This is a genomic window from Nocardia sp. NPDC057455, from assembly GCF_042802775.1.
In the GTDB taxonomy this organism is placed as follows: Bacteria; Actinomycetota; Actinomycetes; order Mycobacteriales; family Mycobacteriaceae; genus Nocardia.
This window is the reverse complement of sequence record NZ_JBHVDM010000026.1, coordinates 16,954-34,932: the sequence shown is the minus strand read 5'-3', so window position 1 is coordinate 34,932 and position 17,979 is coordinate 16,954. Positions and strand designations below refer to the sequence as shown.

At 69.7% G+C, this 17,979-nt stretch carries 12 protein-coding genes; 6 read left to right on the top strand and 6 right to left on the bottom strand.

Annotation, left to right across the window (positions count from 1 at the left end; all coding sequences use genetic code 11):
• Window positions 1-3 precede the first annotated feature (3 nt).
• Window positions 4-873, bottom strand: coding sequence for an SDR family NAD(P)-dependent oxidoreductase (locus ACFU5M_RS13450; protein WP_379048597.1), 870 nt, complete (start codon window positions 871-873; stop codon window positions 4-6).
• A gap of 20 nt (window positions 874-893) precedes the next feature.
• On the bottom strand, window positions 894-1,793 hold the full coding sequence (locus ACFU5M_RS13445) for a polysaccharide deacetylase family protein (RefSeq protein ID WP_379048595.1): 900 nt from the start codon (window positions 1,791-1,793) through the stop codon (window positions 894-896).
• 250 nt (window positions 1,794-2,043) lie between these two features.
• Here ACFU5M_RS13445 and ACFU5M_RS13440 point away from each other — a divergent pair, with 250 nt between their 5' ends.
• Entirely contained in the window at window positions 2,044-4,416 is a 2,373-nt protein-coding gene (locus ACFU5M_RS13440) for a YbhN family protein (RefSeq protein WP_379048593.1), read from the top strand.
• A 29-nt stretch (window positions 4,417-4,445) separates the two neighbouring features.
• On the opposite strand, the gene ACFU5M_RS13435 is transcribed toward ACFU5M_RS13440, so the two are convergent.
• Window positions 4,446-5,129, bottom strand: coding sequence for a class I SAM-dependent methyltransferase (locus ACFU5M_RS13435; RefSeq protein ID WP_379048591.1), 684 nt, complete (start codon window positions 5,127-5,129; stop codon window positions 4,446-4,448).
• Between the two features lie 98 nt (window positions 5,130-5,227).
• On the opposite strand from ACFU5M_RS13435, the gene ACFU5M_RS13430 reads away from it, so the two are divergent.
• Window positions 5,228-5,812 carry a TetR/AcrR family transcriptional regulator gene (locus ACFU5M_RS13430; protein WP_379048589.1) on the top strand — a complete coding sequence of 195 codons (585 nt, stop codon included), beginning with the start codon at window positions 5,228-5,230 and terminating at the stop codon, window positions 5,810-5,812.
• 186 nt (window positions 5,813-5,998) lie between these two features.
• Here the strand turns inward: ACFU5M_RS13430 and ACFU5M_RS13425 are convergent, their stop codons facing one another.
• On the bottom strand, window positions 5,999-6,601 hold the full coding sequence (locus ACFU5M_RS13425) for a cysteine hydrolase (RefSeq protein WP_379048587.1): 603 nt from the start codon (window positions 6,599-6,601) through the stop codon (window positions 5,999-6,001).
• A 67-nt stretch (window positions 6,602-6,668) separates the two neighbouring features.
• Window positions 6,669-8,240, bottom strand: coding sequence for a fatty-acid--CoA ligase FadD5 (gene fadD5 / locus ACFU5M_RS13420; RefSeq protein ID WP_379048585.1), 1,572 nt, complete (start codon window positions 8,238-8,240; stop codon window positions 6,669-6,671).
• A gap of 342 nt (window positions 8,241-8,582) precedes the next feature.
• On the opposite strand from fadD5, the gene ACFU5M_RS13415 reads away from it, so the two are divergent.
• Entirely contained in the window at window positions 8,583-9,560 is a 978-nt protein-coding gene (locus tag ACFU5M_RS13415) for an NAD(P)H-dependent flavin oxidoreductase (RefSeq protein ID WP_379048583.1), read from the top strand.
• 6 nt (window positions 9,561-9,566) lie between these two features.
• Here ACFU5M_RS13415 and ACFU5M_RS13410 read toward each other — a convergent pair whose 3' ends face one another.
• Window positions 9,567-10,538 (bottom strand): MBL fold metallo-hydrolase, encoded by a 972-nt coding sequence (locus ACFU5M_RS13410; protein ID WP_379048581.1) that lies wholly within the window; start codon window positions 10,536-10,538, stop codon window positions 9,567-9,569.
• Between the two features lie 152 nt (window positions 10,539-10,690).
• On the opposite strand from ACFU5M_RS13410, the gene ACFU5M_RS13405 reads away from it, so the two are divergent.
• The 3 genes from ACFU5M_RS13405 to ACFU5M_RS13395 are packed head-to-tail and all read left to right on the top strand — an operon-like array spanning window position 10,691 to window position 17,945.
• Entirely contained in the window at window positions 10,691-10,987 is a 297-nt protein-coding gene (locus ACFU5M_RS13405; RefSeq protein ID WP_379048579.1) for an acyl carrier protein, read from the top strand.
• A complete protein-coding gene (locus ACFU5M_RS13400; protein WP_379048577.1) occupies window positions 10,984-16,059 on the top strand; it encodes an SDR family NAD(P)-dependent oxidoreductase in 5,076 nt (1,691 codons plus the stop codon). Before ACFU5M_RS13405 ends, ACFU5M_RS13400 begins: the two co-directional genes overlap by 4 nt.
• Window positions 16,056-17,945, top strand: coding sequence for a fatty acyl-AMP ligase (locus ACFU5M_RS13395; protein WP_379048575.1), 1,890 nt, complete (start codon window positions 16,056-16,058; stop codon window positions 17,943-17,945). The genes ACFU5M_RS13400 and ACFU5M_RS13395 overlap by 4 nt, the downstream gene beginning before the upstream one ends.
• Window positions 17,946-17,979 lie beyond the last annotated feature (34 nt).

Sequence of the window (17,979 nt, the reverse complement as noted above, 5' to 3'; positions counted from 1 at the left end):
GGGCTATTCGCTCGACGCCAACCCGGTGGCCCGCTCGGACAGCGTCCACAATCGCCGGGCGAGATCGGCGTCGACCGCCTGCTTGTTGCGCGGCGGCTCCAGCTCGAACCGGTGGAAGTACCGGCCGTCGATCGCCGCGCCATCGGCGGTGGTGGCCAGGTGCACCAGCGGCTCCGCGCCCTTGTCCGGTTGGATGAAGAACGGGCGCGCCAGCGGGGATCGGATGAACCAGCCGAGACCGAATGGGGCGTTGTCGTAGACGTGGGTGGCGACCGCGCCGGGATGGAAGGCCGCCGTGGTGATCCCGGTGCCCTCGGTGCGGCGGGCCAGCTCCCGGGTGAACAGGATGTTCGCCAGTTTCGACGCGCCGTACGCGCCGAGCTGGTTGAACGAGCCCGTCGCCGCGTTGGCCGTCTCCAGGTCCAGCTTCGCCATCCGGTAGGTCATACTCGCGGTGTTCACCACCCGAGCCCGCGAATGGGTCAAGCGCTCCAGCAGCAGGTTGGTGAGCAGGAACGGCGCCAGGTGATTGACCTGGAAGGTGAGTTCGTTGCCGTCGTCGGTGACCGTTCGTTCGGGCCACGCGCCGCCCGCGTTGTTGGCCAGCACGTCGATCCTGGGATACCTGTCGAGCAGCTGGTCGGCCAGCTTGCGCACGTCGTCGAGCCGGGCGAAGTCGGCGACGAACGGCTCCGCGCCTGCCTTCGCCGCTACCTCGGCGGTCCGCTCCGGTGATCGGCCGACGACCGCGACGTCCGCGCCGCGCGCGGCGAGCCGCTGCGCCGCGGCGGCGCCGATGCCGGAGCTCGCGCCGGTCACCACCACCGTCTTTCCGGTGAGGTCCTTGTCCTGTACCTGGTCTTGCGCTGCCATCGCTGCCTCCCGAGCATCGTTTAGGTGACCCGATCGTCTTCGGCTCGCGCGGATTCGGCAAGCATCGACGCGCCCGCGTAGTGCTCGGCGATCTCGTCGCTGGTGGTCAGCCACACCCCGGGGTGGTTCGCCACGTAGTCGAGTGCTTGATCCAGATACTTGATCCGGAACGCCTGCCCGATCACGAACGGGTGCAGGGCCAGCGCCATTACGCGCCCGCTGCCCGCGGACTCCGCGTAGAGCTGGTCGAGTTGGTCGCGCACGATCCGCACGAAGTCCGGTCCGCTGGTGGCCTTGCCCAGGAACAGCGTGTTGTCGTTGAGTTCCACCGAGTAGGGGACGCTGAGCAGACCGGGTACCGACAGGGGATAGGGCTGGTCGTCGTTGGTCCAGTCGAGTACGTAGCCGAGGCCGAGTTCGGCCAGCAGCGACGGGGTCAGGAAGGACTCGGTGAGCGCCGGTCCCATCCAGCCACGCGGCCTGCTGCCGGTCGCTCGTTCGATGGTCGCGACCACGTCGGTGAGGTACGCGCGCTCCTCGTCGGCCGGAAGGTCGGCCTGGAAGATCGAGTTGTTCTTCCCGTGCGCGAGCCACGCCCAGTTCCGCCGCACTCCGGCCGCCACGATCTGGGGATGGTGTTCGGCCACATCCGAGTTGAGCAACGCACTGGCCCGGATGCCGTGCCGGTCGAGCACGTCGATCACCCGCCAGATGCCGACGCGCGGCCCGTAGTCGCGCCACCCGTAGTTCAGCGGATCGGGCGCGAGCCCGGCGGTGCCGGGGAAGATGCTCGTGGACGGCCGGTCCACCTGGTAATGCTCGACATTGAGTCCGACATAGAACGCGACCCGGGCGCTTCCGGGCCAGCGCAACGGCGGACGGTCGACGATCGGGCTGTAGGCGAAGAGTTCGTTGTCCATGCCCTTATGCTCGAACTTGACACCAATGTGAGGATCAACCTCATAGATAGTGATTCAGAGCACATCGGGCGAACGGTGCCCGAGACCACCGGCACCTCGTCGTGGTCATCGGCCGGTATCGTGCAGCGAACCTACCAACTGATTTCGTACGCATATGGGTAACTCACCGCGCCCAGAAGAGGAGTGGCGTCCAACGCGGGTCTCGCGCCACCCGATCAGTACGGCCTGAAACCCGGAGAGGCGGGGGAGCATGCGAGTGGACGGGCGGGAGATCCCGGTCACGGGCAACCTGCTACAGCCGCTGATCCGGCGGACGAGCGACATCATTCGCGTCGTTCTCGCGGCCCTGTGGGTGGCGGTCGTGATCGCTGCCTCGCTGATCACCCGCCCGGAATGGCTGGCGCTGGAACGCTCGGTCTCCAATATCGTCGGCTTCCTCAATCCGGACCAGTCGAACCTGGTGTATCTGGTCTACGGCATGGCGATTCTCGCGCTTCCGTTCGCCATCCTGATCGAGCTGATCATCGGCAGGCAGTGGAAGCTGCTCGCCGGCTACGCCGCGGCCGGTGCGGTCGCCGGACTGCTGCTGTCCATCACCGGCACCGGACTCTCCGCGCCGAAATGGCATCTACAGGTGCCGGACCGGTTGGACACCTTCTTGTCCCAATTCCTGGACGATCCGCGCTGGATCGCGATGATCGCCGCGATGCTCACCGTCGCCAGCCCCTGGCTGCCCGTCCGGCCGCGGCGCTGGCTGTGGTTCCTGCTGTTGGCGTTCGCGCCGATCCATCTCGTGGTCAGCACCGTGGTGCCCGCGCGGGCGATGTTCGGGCTGGCCGTCGGCTGGCTGGTCGGCGCGGTGATCGTGCTCGTGGTCGGCACGCCTGCGCTGGAGGTCCCCCTCGACGCGGCCGTCCGGGTGCTCGCCGGACGCGGTCACACGGTCACCGCATTCACCGTGGTGCATCCGGCGGGCCGCGGGCCGTTGATGCTCGCCGCCGCCGTCGAAGGGCCGGAACGGGAACTGACCATCGAGATGTTCGGCAAGAACCAGCGCAGCTTCGGTGCGCTGCGGCAGCTGTGGCGCTGGCTGACATTCCGCTCCAGTGAAACCGCGGCCATCCACGGTTCCATGCACCGCGTGGTCGAGCATCGCGCCCTCATGGCGATCGCCGTGGGCGACCTCGGATTGGGCAGCGGCACGCCTGTCGCGGTCACCGCGCTCTCCCGCGGCTGGATGTTGTACGCGCATACCCGGCCTCGGGGCGCGCCGATCACCGATCAGTCCGCCGACGCGCTGCCCGGGGTGTGGCGAGCCCTCGACTCCTTGCATCAGAAGCGGATCTCGCACGGCGACCTGCGGCCGATCGACATCCGAGTCGACGACGGCGTCACGTTGTTCGGCGGATTCGGCAACGCCGAGTACGGCGCGTCGGACGCGCAACTGCAATCCGACATCGCTCAATTGCTGGTGACCACCACCGCGACTTTCGGCAAAGAACCCGCGGTGTGCGCGGCGATCGACGCTCTCGGCGAAGCGCGCGTGCTCGCCGCGGCGAGCCGGTTGACCAAGTCCGCCGTACCGACCGGGATCCGCAAGGCCGTCCCGGGCTGGAAGGCCGCGCTGTCCGCCGCTCGCGACGAGGTGCGCAAACAGACCGGGCAGGATCGGATCGAAGCCGAGCAGATCACCCGGTTCTCCCGTAACCAGATCATCCAGCTGGTGCTGCTGATCGCGCTGGTGTACGTGGCCTACCCGTTCATCAGCGCCGTGCCGACCTTCTTCACACAGCTGCGCACGGCGAACTGGTGGTGGGCGCTGCTCGGGCTCGCGGTCTCGGCGCTGACCTATGTCGGCGCGGCGGCGGCGCTGTGGGCTTGCGCGTCCGGCGCGGTGAGCTTCCGCAATCTGGTGATCATGCAGATCGCCAACACTTTCGCCGCGACGACCACGCCCGCGCGGGTCGGCGGGCTCGCGCTGAGCGTGCGCTTCCTGCAGAAGGGCGGTGTAGGCGCGGTACGCGCCACCGCCGCGGTGGCGCTGCAACAGGCGGTGCAGGTGATCACCCACGTCAGCCTGCTGCTCGCGTTCAGCATCTTGGCGGGCACCTCGACGGATCTCTCGCACTTCGTCCCGGACGCGACGGTGTTGTATCTGCTCGCCGGTGTCGGCGTCGGCATCGTCGGCACGTTCATGTTCGTGCCGAAACTGCGCCGCTGGCTGAACAACGCGGTGCGCCCGCAACTGCAGGAAGTGCTCAGCGAGCTGGCCGAACTCGCCCGCGACCCCAGGCGGTCGGCGGTGATCGTGCTCGGCTGCGCGGCGATCACACTCGGTCTCGCCGGCGCGCTCTGGGCCAGCGTCGAGGCGTTCGGCGGCGGCACCACGTTCATCACCGTCACCATCGTCACCATGATCGGCGGCACCCTGGCCTCGGCCGCGCCGACTCCGGGCGGTGTCGGCGCGGTCGAGGCCGCGCTGATCGGTGGTCTGGCCGCCTTCGGCCTGCCCGCGGATATCGCGGTGCCCTCGGTACTGCTCTACCGCGTGCTCACCTGCTGGCTTCCGGTGTTCTGCGGCTGGGCCACCATGCGCTGGATGGCGAAGAGGAATTTGATCTAGGTTCGGGCGGGTCCGGTGGACGGACTTCCTCAGGGCTTGGTGGCCGACAGGACCCCGGTCGCGGGGCGCACCGGGACGAATTCGACATCCTCGAAACCGTTCGCGCGCAGCACGTCCCGATACCGGCGGATATCGACGCCCGCCAAGGGATCACCGTGGTCGTGGCCGGTGTCGTGAGTGTGGCGGGCGGCCAACCGCGCCATGACGCGAACCAGGGCGGAGCGCAACACGCCGGTCGGATGCGTGTCGGCGAGCAGCAGCTTGCCCCCGGGTCGCAGCACCCGGAACATCTGCGCGATGGCGTCGGTTCGGTGCGGTTCGGGGATGTGGTGCATCGCGAAGGTGCAGGTCACCAGGTCGGCGGACGCGTCGGGCAGGGGAAGCGATTGCGCCGTACCGAGTTCGAATCGGCAGTTCGCCAGGTCGCGGCAGCGCGCGGTGGCGTAGTCGATCATCTGCGGCGACGGGTCGACGCCGGTGACCTGGCCGACGCGGCGGGCCAGCACGCGAGCGAGGTCGCCCGGGCCGCAACCGATATCGACGACGTCGGCACCGGGCGCCGGGCGGGCCAGTTCGGCCAGACGCCCGTTCAGGCGATCTCCTCGGTCGAGCAGGAAGGCGGCCTTGAACGCGCGGTAGCGGCGCGGTTGAGTGAGCAGGACGCCGACCTCGGCGTGCGAAGTAGTGGCAGACTGGGGTTCGTTTCCGGACATGAGTTCAGGATCGGCCCGGATCGCCTCGCCGACCAGGGGCAATACGCCGGAATCCGTCCGGAACCGGACGCATACGAGACATTTGTCCGGGAGGCACCGTGCCGGAGGAGCAGGACATCGCCGACAGCGCCGATCGCCGGGTCCGGCGCACCAGGGCCTTGCTGCACCGGGCGCTGATCGAACTCATGGTCGAGCGCGCTTACGAGGGGATCACCGTCCGCGACATTCTGGCTCGCGCGGACGTGGGGCGGTCGACGTTCTACACGCATTACCGGGACAAGGACGATCTGCTGTTGCGCAGCAGCACCGATTATCTGCGCGCGGCCATGGCGGCGGCCGAGACGAACGCCGAAGCGTCCGAACCGCTGGCGCCGGTTCGTACGCTGTTCGAACTGGCAGCCGGTAATCCCGAGATCTACCGGGCGCTGCTCGGCCGCAAGAGCGGCACCGTGCTGCTGCGCACCACCCGGGTGATGGTCGCGCAGATCCTGGCCGAGCGGCTGCGCGACCGGCTGGCGATGCCGGAGGACGAGTTCGCGACCACCGTGACATTCCTGTCCTGGGGCGTCGTCGGCCTCCTCGGCGCCATCGCGGAGGGGCACCCACCGCTCTCGGCCGAGGACGCGTACCGACGGGTGATCAGTCTGGTCGGGCACGGATTGACCGAGCGGGCCCGCGAGTGAGCGGGGGTCACACGATCCGATCGCCGAGTTCGGGTCACTTTCGGTACGGGCGATCCTTGCGTCCGTGAACCCTTTGCCGATCACAGCCGGCAGCGCCATCGCGACCGCGGCTATCGCGGACCGAGTTCGTCGAATCGCGGCTCAGGGGCGGCCGACGAGCGAATGTCCCGTGCGACGCCGGTTGCCTCAGCGGCCGACCCGTTCGAGCGCCTCCGCGGCGCGCACGCTGCCCGCGGTGACGAGTTCGAGGTTGGCCAGCGCGGCTTCGTGCGCTTCCAGGGAGGCGGCGGCCACGCAGTCGGACACCGGGTGCACGGTGAACCCGAGATCGGTACCGTGGCGCGCGGTCTGCTCGACGGTGAGATTTGTGGCGACGCCTGTGACGAATAGCGTCTCGATACCCTGATCCGCCAGCCACTCGGGCAGTTTGCTGCCCGCGAGGCCGGACAGCTTCTGATTGTCGAAGACTTCCGTCGGCTGCGCCGCCATCTCCGGAATGATCGCGGCGCCGGGCGAATCAGGCCGGAACTCGGTCTGCGCCGCGCCGACCGAGCGCATGAATCCGGTGTTGCGTACCAGCTCACCCTCCCCGACCGGGATGGTGAACCGGGTGAAGATCACCGGCACTCGCACCGCCAGCGCCGCGGCGTGGAAGTCCGTCGCCCGCGCCACCACGCCCGCCGCAGCCACGGGTGCGGCCAGCATCGGGCCGAAAAAGCCCTCCGGCCGAATGACATTCACCTGCCAGTGCAGCGCCAGCACGGCGGCGCGGATGCGTCGGGTCGCCATACGACGACCTTACGCATCCGCGCCCGCGAAAATCGTCCGATTCACGTGAAACGAACGCACCGCGCGCTCAGGACGAATAATCCTTGCGCAGCTGGACTTTCACCACCTTGCCGCTCGCATTGCGCGGCAGCTCGGCCAGCAGCACCAATTCCTTCGGGTGCTTGTAGCGCGCCAGGTTCTCGTTGAGGAACGGCTCCAGCTCGGCCAGGGTCAGCTCATCGTCCGGGTTGTGCAGCGCGACCACCGCGACGGGCACCTCGCCCCACTTCTCGTGCGTGCGGCCCACCACCGCCGCCTCGCGAATCTTGGGGTGCGCGAACAGAACGTTCTCCACCTCGGCGCAGTAGATGTTCTCACCGCCGGAGATGATCATGTCCTTCTTGCGGTCGACCACGTAGACGAAGCCCTCTTCGTCCTGGCGGACCAGGTCGCCGGAGTGGAACCAGCCGCCCGCGAACGCCTCGGCGGTGGCCTCCGGCTTGTTCCAGTAGCCCTGCATGAGCGTCGGGCCGCGGTAGACGATCTCGCCAACCTCACCGGGCGCGACATCGTTCATCTCGTCGTCGACGATGCGCGCCTGAATGGTCGGGATGGGCTTGCCGACCGAGCCGAGCTTGCGGATCGCGTCCTTGCCCTCCAGCACGCAGGTGATCGGCGACATCTCCGTCTGCCCGAACACCGCGACGTTGAACGCGTTCGGGAAGCACTCGGCCATCGCGCGCAGCACGGTGTCCGACGCGGGCGCCGCGCCCCAGCTGAGCGCCTCCAGCGCCAGCTTGCGATCCTTCACCGTCGGGTGGTCGCAGACCAGCTGCCACTGCGCGGGCACGCAGAAGGCGGAGGTGGCCTGCTCCTGCTCCAGCGCGTCCAGGAACTCACCGGCGTCGAAGGCGCCGAGCGGATGCAGCACCGTCTTCGCACCGAGCAGGAAAGCCGGTGCGAGACTGCCCAGACCCGCGATGTGGAACAGCGGCGAGGTGCACAACCCGATCGACTCCGGCTGCAGCGCCAGCGCCCGAATGCAGGTCAGCGCCTGTGCATTCATGTTCGCGTAGGTCAGCACCGCGCCTTTCGGGCTGCCCGTGGTGCCGGATGTGTACATGATGAGGCTGGGGGTGTCCTCGGGGATGTCCAGCGGGGTGTGCGGCTCACCCGATTCGGCGAGCAGATCGTCGAAGCCGATCACCCCGTCGCCGGACGCGCCGCCGATCACCACGCAGGTCTCCAGGGCGGGCGCCTGCGCCTGCACAGCGGTGGCCAGCGGCTGCAACACGGTGTCGGTGACGACCGCCTTGGCTCCGCTGTCGCTGACGATGTAGGCGACCTCCGGCGGCGTGAGGCGGAAGTTGACCGGGACCGCGATCGCGCCCAGCGCGTTGATGCCGAACACGGCCTCGAGGTACTCCGGGTAGTTCAGCGCCAGGATCAGCACCCGATCGCCGAACCCGACGCCCCGGCGCGCCAGTCCGTCGGCGAACTTCAGCGACCGCTCGTGCAACTGCCGCCAGGTGGTGTCCACGCCACGGAATCGCAGCGCGACCGCGTCCGGGCGCATCTGCGCGTGCACGGCGAGCTGGTTGTTCCAGTGGTTGCGCCGCGACCTGATCGGTTCGTCGAGCGCTGCTGCCCCGGTGGTCATTGCCACGAACTCCTCTCGGACCGTCATCGGCCCGCCGGGTTTTCCGACGGCGGCGACGGGCTGAATCGCGTGCAGAATAGCAACTAACTTAAACGCCCGGCAAGGGATTGCGAGATGAATCCGGGTTAATCAGCCCGGCTCGGTGACCCACTCCGGGGACGCGCCTTCTAGCAGGCTATTCGATCTCATCGCAACCCGAAGCGCTGCGCGAACACCACCGGGTAAGATCATCAAATATGCGAACCTCCGCTCACTTATGAGTTGAACGTGAGGCGATTCTCGTGTCACCATCGACCCCAACGGGCGAACCGGCACGCCCGCGCGAGGTATAGGAGAAGCGCAATGCTGCGGACCAGGTTCACCGAGAAGTTCGGGGTGGAACACCCGATCGTGCAAGGCGGCATGATGTGGGTGGGGCGGGCCGAACTCGTCGCGGCGGTCGCCGACGCGGGCGGGCTCGGCTTCATCACGGCCCTGACCCAGCCGACCCCGGACGACCTGCGCCGCGAGATCGCGCGCACCAGAGAGCTGACCGACAAGCCGTTCGGCGTGAACGTCACCATCCTGCCGTCGATAAACCCGCCGCCGTACGCGGAATACGTGCAGGCGATCATCGACAGCGGCATCAAGATCGTCGAGACGGCGGGCAGCAACCCGGAGCCGTTCCTGCCCTACTACAAGGACGCGGGCATCAAGGTGCTGCACAAATGCACCAGCGTCCGGCACGCGCTGAAGGCCGAGCGGATCGGTGTGGACGGGGTGAGCATCGACGGCTTCGAGTGCGCGGGCCATCCCGGCGAGGACGACGTTCCCGGCCTCGTGCTCATCCCCGCCGCCGCCAGGGAACTGAGCATCCCGATGATCGCCTCCGGCGGGATCGCCGATGCCCGCGGCCTGGTCGCCGCGCTCGCCCTCGGCGCGGACGGCGTCAACATGGGCACCCGGTTCCTGTGCACGCAGGAGTCCTCGATCGATCAGAAGGTCAAGGAGAAGATCGTCGCGAACTCCGAGCGCGACACCCAGCTCATCTTCCGCACCATGCGCAACACGGCGCGGGTCGCGGACAACGAGATCAGCCGCAAGGTCGTCGAGATCGAGAAGTCCGGCGGCACCTTCGACGACGTGCGGGATCTGGTCGCGGGAGCGCGCGGCCGCCGCGTGTTCGAAGAGGGCGATCTGGACGCGGGCATCTGGTCGGTCGGCCTGTGCCAGGGCTTGATCCACGACATCCCGACCTGCGCCGAACTGATCGGGCGGATGGTCACCGAGGCCGAGGAGCTGATCACGGCCCGCCTCGCCGAAACCGTGGTGGTCGGCTGACCGGAGTTATTTCGCCGCGCGGGCGGTGACGGCCGCGTAGTCGTGGCTCGCGACGAGTTCGATGCCGTCGGGCAGCGCGTGCAGGCGGTGGATCGTGGTGAAGGCGGCGTCCCGGTCGGCGTCGAACAGCTTGCCGGGCATCGGCGCCTTCTCCCGCAGCAGATCGACCTGCAGCTTGCTCCAGACGGCGTCGCCGGCGAACAGTACGCGACTGCCGTCGTCCACCGCCAGCAGCACGCCGATGCTGCCCGGCGTGTGGCCCGCGAGATCGACCAGCAGCACCGAACCGTCGCCGAACAGGTCCTTGCTGCGCGGGAAGGTGAGCACCGGCGGGCCGTCCAGTTCGAAGCGGTCGAAGCTGCGTCCACGCAGCGGGCCGCGCGCCACACCGGCTGGCGCGTGCGGGCCGCCCATCGCCCAGTCGTACTCGGCTCCGGGCAATCGGACCTCGACCGAGGCGGGCAACTCCAGCAGGCCCGACACATGATCCCAGTGCAGGTGGGTGGGCACCACGAAATCGATGTCCTCGCCCGCGACGTCGTGCGCGGCGAGCGCGTCGGCCAGACCGAGCACCGGCTTGTCCGGCGCGACGAGCAGCGGAACCGGGAAGGGCAGTTCGGGCAGCACGCGATCGTGCACACCCGCGCACAGGGCGGGATCGACCAGGAAACGCGCCTTCGGATGCTCGACCAGGAACGCCGCCATCGACAGCCGCATCTCCCGTAGGCTGCGCACGCCCTCGGCCACGATGGTGGTCGGCGCGGACATGGTGGCCTGGGTCAGCACGGTCAGCCGGACCGTGGCGCTCGCGGCGGGCGGCGGCACCACTTCGAGGTTCGCCAGCAGGGTGGTGTCGGGGCGGCGCGGCCGCAACAACCGGCCCGGCGTGGCCGCCAGCGCGGCGCAACAGCGCAGCAGGACGGGCAGAGTCGGTGTGCGCTCGGCACGGGTGGCGGCACCGCTGTCCGGTTCGGTCACGGTGCCACCGTATGCGATCACCGCCGGTTCGCGAAAGAGCCGGGCTGGCAGCGGATATGCGACCTTGCTCCGGACGATTTCTCCGGCATAATCGCGTGGGTACCGATCTCGAGTGGGTAACGGCAGCCGGGGAGACGGGGAGGGAGGACGCGATGCGGCCCAGTCTTCCGGACGGGCACAGTGGCGCACAGGAGAACGAGGGTTCGCTCGGCTATAGCCGGCGCACCGCACTCACCTGCGCCGCCGTCCTGGCTGTCGCGGATCTGCTAGGCGTCGACGCCGCCGCGGTGTCGACCAGCTCGCCCTTCACCGATCTCGGCCTCGGTTCCACTCAACTCGCGAGGCTGACCGCCCATCTCGAAGACGCCATGGGAGTCGAGGTTCCGCTGACCGCGATCTACGACCATCCGGACATAGAACAGCTTGTCGAGTATCTCGCGATGCGATGAACGGCGCGCCCACTGACCCCGTCGGCTCGCATCCACCCGTCTCCATCATCGGCATCGGCTGCCGACTGCCCGGAGCGGCGAGCGTCGCCGAATTCTGGCAGCTGCTGATCGAGGGCCGGGACGCCACGTCCACCCCGCCCGCGGGGCGGCTGGGCTCCCGGCGCGGCGGGTACCTCGACGACGTCGAGTCCTTCGACAACGACTGGTTCGCCATCTCCGACCGTGAGGCCGCGGTCATGGATCCGCAGCAGCGCCTCGCGCTGGAGGTCGCGGTCGAGGCGCTCGATGACGCCGGGATCGGCTACCGCGCACGGGGTTCCGGCGCCGCCGTCGTCTTCGGCGCGTCGGGGTACGACCACGGCATCGCGGTACTCGGCCGCGCCGGCCATGACGCGCCCTACGCCGTGACCGGGTCCGCGCTCAGCATTATCGCCAACCGGTTGTCGTACGTGCTCGATCTGCACGGACCGAGCCTGGTGCTCGACAGTGCCTGCTCGTCCTCGCTCGCCGCGGTGGACCTCGCGGTCCGGCTGCTCGCCGACGGCACGGTCCCGTTCGCCATCGTGGGCGGCGTCAATGTCGTCTTGCTGGAGCACACCTCGAACTATCTGGCCGAGGGCGGGTTCCTGTCACCCGGCGGACGGTCGGCGCCGTTCGATGTCGCCGCCGACGGCTACACCCGCGGCGACGGCTGCGCCGTGGTGGTGCTGCAACGCAGTTCGGACGCGGTACGCGAGGGCAACCGGAGCTACGCGGAGATCGTCGGAACCGCCGTCGGGTCGGACGGGCGCTCGAACGGTCTGTACGCGCCGAACGGCCGTGCGCAGCAGGAGACGTTGCGCACCGCGTGGTCACGGGCCGGGCGCAGGCCGAGCCGCGCGGGCTACATCGAATGTCACGGCACCGGAACTCCGCTGGGTGACGCGGTGGAAGTCGGCGCGCTCGCCGCCGCGCTCGGCGACGCCGCCGGTGATCCGGTCTGGATCGGCTCGGTGAAGTCGAACATCGGGCATCTGGAGGCGGCCGCCGGAGTCACCGGGATGGTGAAGACCGCGCTGTCCATCCACCACGGGGTGATCGCCCCGACGATCAACGTCCACACCGAACACCCGCTGCTGCACTTGGCCGAGCGCGGCATGCGGGTGCCGACCGAACCGGTGGACTGGAGCCGGGTGGCCGCGCCGGAACGCGCGGCGGGCGTCAGTTCGTTCGGGTTCGGCGGCACGATCGCGCACATCGTGCTCCGCGGCGTCACCCCGGCCCGATTCGACCGTGGTGAGCACTTCCCGCTGCTGCTGACGCTCACCGCACGCGACGGCGAAGAACTGCGCGAACGCGCACAGCGGCTGGCCGACGAACTCGACGAGGCGCGGCCGCCGCTGCCCGAGTTCGCCGCGGCGACGGCGCGATTGCTGACCGAGCCGGTCCGGGCCGCCGTCCTCGCGCACGATCACGCCGACGCGGTGCACCGGCTGCGCGCTCTCGGACGTGAGGACGCAGGCGCGGCGCTCGGCCCCGTGGCGCACCGCCGCCGCGGCGGGCTGTTGTTCCTGTTCTCCGGACAAGGTGGCCAGCATCCGAGAATGGGCCGCGCGCTGGCGGCGCGATATCCGGTCTTCGCCGCCGCGCTCGCCGAGACGACCGACGCGATCGTGGCGGCGGGCGGGCCGCGGGTGTGGACGCCGCGCCACGGCTTCGCCTCCGCGGCAGAGACGCAAGCCACGGATCTGGTGCAGCCCGCGTTGTTCGTGTTCCAGGTGGCGCTGACGAAACTGCTGGCGGCGTGGGGGATTCGCCCCGACGCGGTGGCCGGGCACAGCCTGGGCGAGATCGCGGCGGCTGCGGTGAGCGGCGCGCTGTCGGTCGCGGACGCGGCACGCGTAGTGGTGCTGCGCAGCGCGACCCTGGCGCATCTGGACGGACAAGGCGCGATGGCGGTGCTGGAGGCCGGCCAGGACGAGGCGGCCAAACTCGTGGAGCCGATGCGGGCGGAGGTGGCCATCGCGGCGGTCAACGGCCCGAGATCGGTGGTCGTGTCCGGCACGCCACGCTATGTCGACACGCTGGTGCGGCGGGCCACGCGCCGCAACATGTTCGCGCGCAGGCTCGCGGTCGACTTCGCCGCGCACAGCCCCCAGGTCGTCACCGTGCTCGCGCCTTTCGTCGCGGCGTTGACCGAGATCACCGCCCGGACGCCGCGCGTGCCGGTGTATTCGACGGCGCGTCGCGGCATGAAACTCACCACGGCGGCGATGGACCGCGACTACTGGTCCGAGAACGCGACGGGCACGGTGCAATTGGCGGCCGCCCTGGAACGCGCGGCCGACGACGGGATCTCGACCGTGGTCGAAATCGGCCCACATCCGGTATTGCTCGCTGCGGTAGGTGAGTATCCGGACTTCCGCGACGGCACCCATGCCATGGCGCTGCGCGATGACGAGGTGAGCGGCTTTCTCACCGGCTTGGCGCGGCTGTACCTGGAGGGGCGGCCGGTCGACTGGTCCGCGCTCGGCCCTTTCGGCCCGCTCGCATCGCGGCAGTGGCGCAAACGGAAATTCCCGTTGCTGGTGGCCGGGCCCGCGAGCGCGCACGTCCCCGAATCCGCGTTCGCCGCCGAGGATCTCGGCCATCATGTGGTGCAGGGCGAGAGCACGGTGCCCGCCGTCTTCTGGTTGCGCAGGCTGCTTCAATTCGCCAGGGATACCGCCGCGACAGCCGCCTTGGCGGACTTCGCCGTGCACGAGCGCACCGATCCGGGCGTTCTGCCCGAGGTCGTCTACCGCGGGCCGGGCACGGAGGAAAGCGTGCGGGCGGAGGTCACGGGCACCGGGACGCTGGCTTCGGCCCGGCCCGCCGGTGACCCCACACCCGCGGATATCGTCGCATGGATGCGGGTGGTCGATGCAAATCGGGCCGCGCGGCACCACATGCGCGTCATCACCCCCGGCGCTTTCTACCAGGAATTGCGCCGCAGGCGGCTGGAGTACGGTCCCCGGTTCCGCACGCTGCGCGGTATCGCCGCGGGTACCGGACGAGCGCTGGGCCTGTTCGACGCCGCCGAATTGCATCGCACCGCAACGCTGGACGGCTGCCTGCACGTGCTCGCCGCGGCGGTGTTCGACGAAATGCCCCCCGCGTCGATTCCGCTGCCGATCGGCATCGACTCGGCCTGGCTGTCGCACGAGCCGAATCGCCACGTGCTCGAGGTGCACGCGCTGGTCCGGGAACGGAGCGACACCGGATTGGTCGGGGACGTCATCGCGACCGACCAGCACGGCGTGCCCTGCCTCGCCTTCTCCGGCGTGCGCATCCGTTACGCCGATCCGGGCACTGTCGAGGGGCCCGGCGCACTTCGCGCGAGACCTGCCGCGCACGAGACGCGGACCGCGCCCTTCCGTCACGAAGCCTGGCAAGCGCGCGATCCCGGTTCGCTCGGAATCGGCGACGCGGCCGAAAGCCTCGTGCGACGCGCGGTGGTGGTGGGGGCTTCGGACCTCGCGGTCCGACTAGCTCGTGCGCTGGATGCCGAGCTGCCGACCGAACGGATCGCGCGCGAACCGGACGACGCGAGTTCGCTCGTCACCGCGGTACTGACCGGGCGCGGCGGCGGCCACGCCGTAGTGGCCGTCTGGCCCGCGGACTCCGGCGTGCGCGACGACGAGAACCCCGCCGCGGCGACGAGCCGCGTCCTCGAACTGCTGCAACTGATCTCCGCCCAGGACGCCACCGCGTCCGTGACGGTCGTACTGCCGTTGGAGGAGACGGCCCGCTCACTCACGCGGCCCGACGAGCCGGGCGCGCCGACCTCGCTCGTCCCGGCGGCGATCGCCGGGCTGGTGCGCTCGCTCCAGCTCGAGACGGGCCGGACGGTACGCCTGATCTGGACCGATACCGACCTCAGGAACTTGCCACCGCTCACTCGCCTGGTGACGGCTACCGACGGCGCGATTCCCGATGAGCTGCGCCTCTCCGCGGGCGAGATCGCGGTGCGGCGCTTCACGCCCGCGCGAGCACGCGCCCTGCCGGTCGTCGGCATCGACGCACACGGAACCTACGTCGTCACCGGCGGGCTGGGCACGCTCGGCTCGGTCGCCGTGCGCTGGTTGCTCGACGCGGGCGCGCGCGACGTGGTGGTGCTGACCCGGGCGCCCCGCCCGGTGCCCGCGCTGCTCGACGGCTTGGAGGACCGCATCGTCGTGGTGCGCTGCGACGCCTCCGACCGCGACGATCTGGCCAACGCGCTCAGCGACATCCGAGCCTCCGACTCGGCGATCCGTGGCGTCGTGCACGCGGCGGGCGTGCTTGAGGACGCCGGGTTCGACGCGGTCAGCACGGGCCAGGTGGTTAGGACGTTCCTGCCCAAATCCACCGCGGCGGGCCATCTGATCGAACTCACCGCGACCGACGCCACCGACTTCGTCCTGTTGTTCTCCTCGGCCACCGGCGCGCTCGGAGCGCCGGGACAGGCCGCCTACGCCGCCGCCAACGCGGCGATGGACGCCTTGGCACAGCGTGATGCGGGCAGGCGGATCATGAGCATCGGCTGGGGGCTGTGGGATTCCGGCCTCGCCGCGGCCGCCGGTGGGGCGAGCCATCTGCGGCGCGCGGGCATCGGAGCGTTCGACCTGCGGCGCGGAAGCGCCATACTGTCCCAGGCCCTGTGCTATGACGGCCCGTACCTGCTCGCGCTGGAGCACACCCCGACGACCGACCCGTCCCCGGTCGCGGTGCGGTTGGCGAATCTTCTGGCGCCGATGCCGGATTCGAGTGCCGCTCCCACCCGGCACACCGCGACCGAGCCCGCGTCGCCGGAGGCCGTGGAACCGCTGACCACGATCATTCGCCGAGTCCTGGCGAGCACGCTCGATCTGCCCGCCGAGCACATCGACCCCGCCGCCGACTTCAACCAGCTCGGACTCAGCTCGCTGCTCGCGATCGAGATGCGACGGAACCTGGAATCGCGGCTGCGCGTCCGGATCGCTACCGCGGAGTTGTTCAAACACCCCACCATCACCGCCCTCGGCGCGGCCCTGCTGGAGCGCGTCGCCGCGAATACCGGAGACACCTCGTGACCAGCGGCACGCACCCCGCAGGCAATGGCCTCGCGACGTCGGTGGCCGCGTGGGCCGCCACCCGGCCGGACGAGCCCGCCTTCACCGAACTGCGCTTCCGCGTCCAGGAACGCGTGGCCGTCACCCTGACCTACGCCCGCCTGCACGCCGCGGCCGGCGCGCTGGCCGCGCGGCTGCGGCAGGAGAGCGCGCCCGGCGACCGAGTGGCCCTGCTCTGCGCCCACGGGATCGAGTACGCGGTGGCGTTCCTCGCCTGCCTGTACAGCAATCGAGTCGCGGTGCCGCTGTTCCCTGCCGCGGGTGCACGAAACCGCGATCGTCTGCACGCCGTCCTGGCCGACGCCCGGCCCACGCTCAGCCTGGTCTCGGCGCACGACGAGAACACCGCGCCGAACATCGGACCAGCGCTGGGACGGATACTCACCTTGCCCGCGACTGTCTCGGTACCGGAGTGGGGTTCGGCCGAACAGTTTCTGTCGAGCACTCATCCTGTGCTCGCGACGGCGGGTGCGGCCGATGCGGTCGCGCGGCAGGCGGAAACATCGCAGACACCTGCTGGTACGCCGGGCATGCGTCCAGCCGCTTCGATCACGGGTTCGGCCGCGGTGGACTTCGCGGCCGCGCCTGTCATCGACCCGGTAGGCGACGAGCTCGCCTATTTGCAGTACACCTCCGGATCGACGAAGTCTCCCGCAGGCGTCCGGGTCACCCACTCGAACCTCGCCACGGCGTTGACGCAACTCGGGCACGCCGTGTCAATCGCACACGATCGGCCCGTCGTGACCTGGCTGCCGTTCTTCCACGACATGGGGTTGATCCTCGGCCTTTCGCTACCGCTGTTCCTGGGCGTGCACGGCATTACGCTGGCGCCGGCGGAATTCGTCAAGCGCCCCGTACGCTGGCTGCGCGCGATCTCCGACTATCGCGCCGGAACCACGGGGTGCCCCGATTTCGGCCTGAAGCTCGCGGTGTCGGGCACTACGCCCGCCGAGCGGGCCGGGCTGGACCTCTCCGGACTCGACCTCTTGCTCAACGGCTCGGAGCCGGTCCGCGCCGAAGCGCTGACCGAATTCACCGAAACCTTCGGCCCCTACGGTTTCCGCCATCACGCGCACACCCCTGGCTTCGGCTTGGCCGAAGCCACCCTCACGGTCACCGTCTGCGACCAGCACGAGGACCCGGTGTGGCGACACTTCGACCGTGCCGCATTGGCCGAAGGGCGCGTGGTCGCGCTACCCGAGGCCGCGCCGGGACACCGGGACGGTGTGCCGCTGGTCGGATGCGGCGCTCCCGTCGGGCAGGAGCTGCGGATCGTCGATCCGGTGGCCGGGACCGTGCTGCCCACTGGACGCGTCGGTGAGATCTGGGTAGCCGGAGACAACGTGTGCGACGGGTATTTCGGCAGGCCGGATGCCACCGAGGAGACCTTCGGCGCCACGGTGCCCGGCAGCGCTGCCCGCTGGCTGCGCACCGGCGATCTCGGATTCCGGTACGAGGGGCAGCTCTACATCGCCGGCCGCCGCAAAGACGTCATCGTGGTCGACGGACGCAACCACTATCCCGCCGATATCGAGGCGACGGTGCAGGCATGCGCCCAAGAGGTCCGGCCGGGCCACGTGACGGCGTTCGGGCACGACGACGGGCTTCGCGAAGACCTGGTCGTGGTCGCCGAGCTCGTCACGATCGGTGGCTGCGAGCCCATCGAGCTGTTCGCCCTTGCCCGGCGCATCCGCGCCGCGGTCGCGTCCACCCACGAAGTGATGCCCGGTGCGGTGCTGCTCGTGGAGCCGGGACGGATTCCCAAGACCAGCAGCGGAAAGCTCCGCCGTGGCGAGTGCAGGGCTCGCTACCTCGCGGGCCGGTTGCACCCGGTCGCCATGATCTGAAACCCGCCGCGTCACTGCGAAGCGAACCGCTCTG

What these genes read in the sequence shown, in the direction of transcription:
- ACFU5M_RS13425 (WP_379048587.1), bottom strand. Translation starts at nt 6,601, where the DNA reads ATGGCGACCCGACGCATCCGCGCCGCCGTGCTGGCGCTGCACTGGCAG.
- fadD5 (WP_379048585.1), bottom strand. Translation starts at nt 8,240, where the DNA reads ATGACCACCGGGGCAGCAGCGCTCGACGAACCGATCAGGTCGCGGCGC.
- ACFU5M_RS13445 (WP_379048595.1), bottom strand. Translation starts at nt 1,793, where the DNA reads ATGGACAACGAACTCTTCGCCTACAGCCCGATCGTCGACCGTCCGCCG.
- ACFU5M_RS13405 (WP_379048579.1), top strand. Translation starts at nt 10,691, where the DNA reads ATGCGGCCCAGTCTTCCGGACGGGCACAGTGGCGCACAGGAGAACGAG.
- ACFU5M_RS13415 (WP_379048583.1), top strand. Translation starts at nt 8,583, where the DNA reads ATGCTGCGGACCAGGTTCACCGAGAAGTTCGGGGTGGAACACCCGATC.
- ACFU5M_RS13450 (WP_379048597.1), bottom strand. Translation starts at nt 873, where the DNA reads ATGGCAGCGCAAGACCAGGTACAGGACAAGGACCTCACCGGAAAGACG.
- ACFU5M_RS13400 (WP_379048577.1), top strand. Translation starts at nt 10,984, where the DNA reads ATGAACGGCGCGCCCACTGACCCCGTCGGCTCGCATCCACCCGTCTCC.
- ACFU5M_RS13435 (WP_379048591.1), bottom strand. Translation starts at nt 5,129, where the DNA reads ATGTCCGGAAACGAACCCCAGTCTGCCACTACTTCGCACGCCGAGGTC.
- ACFU5M_RS13440 (WP_379048593.1), top strand. Translation starts at nt 2,044, where the DNA reads ATGCGAGTGGACGGGCGGGAGATCCCGGTCACGGGCAACCTGCTACAG.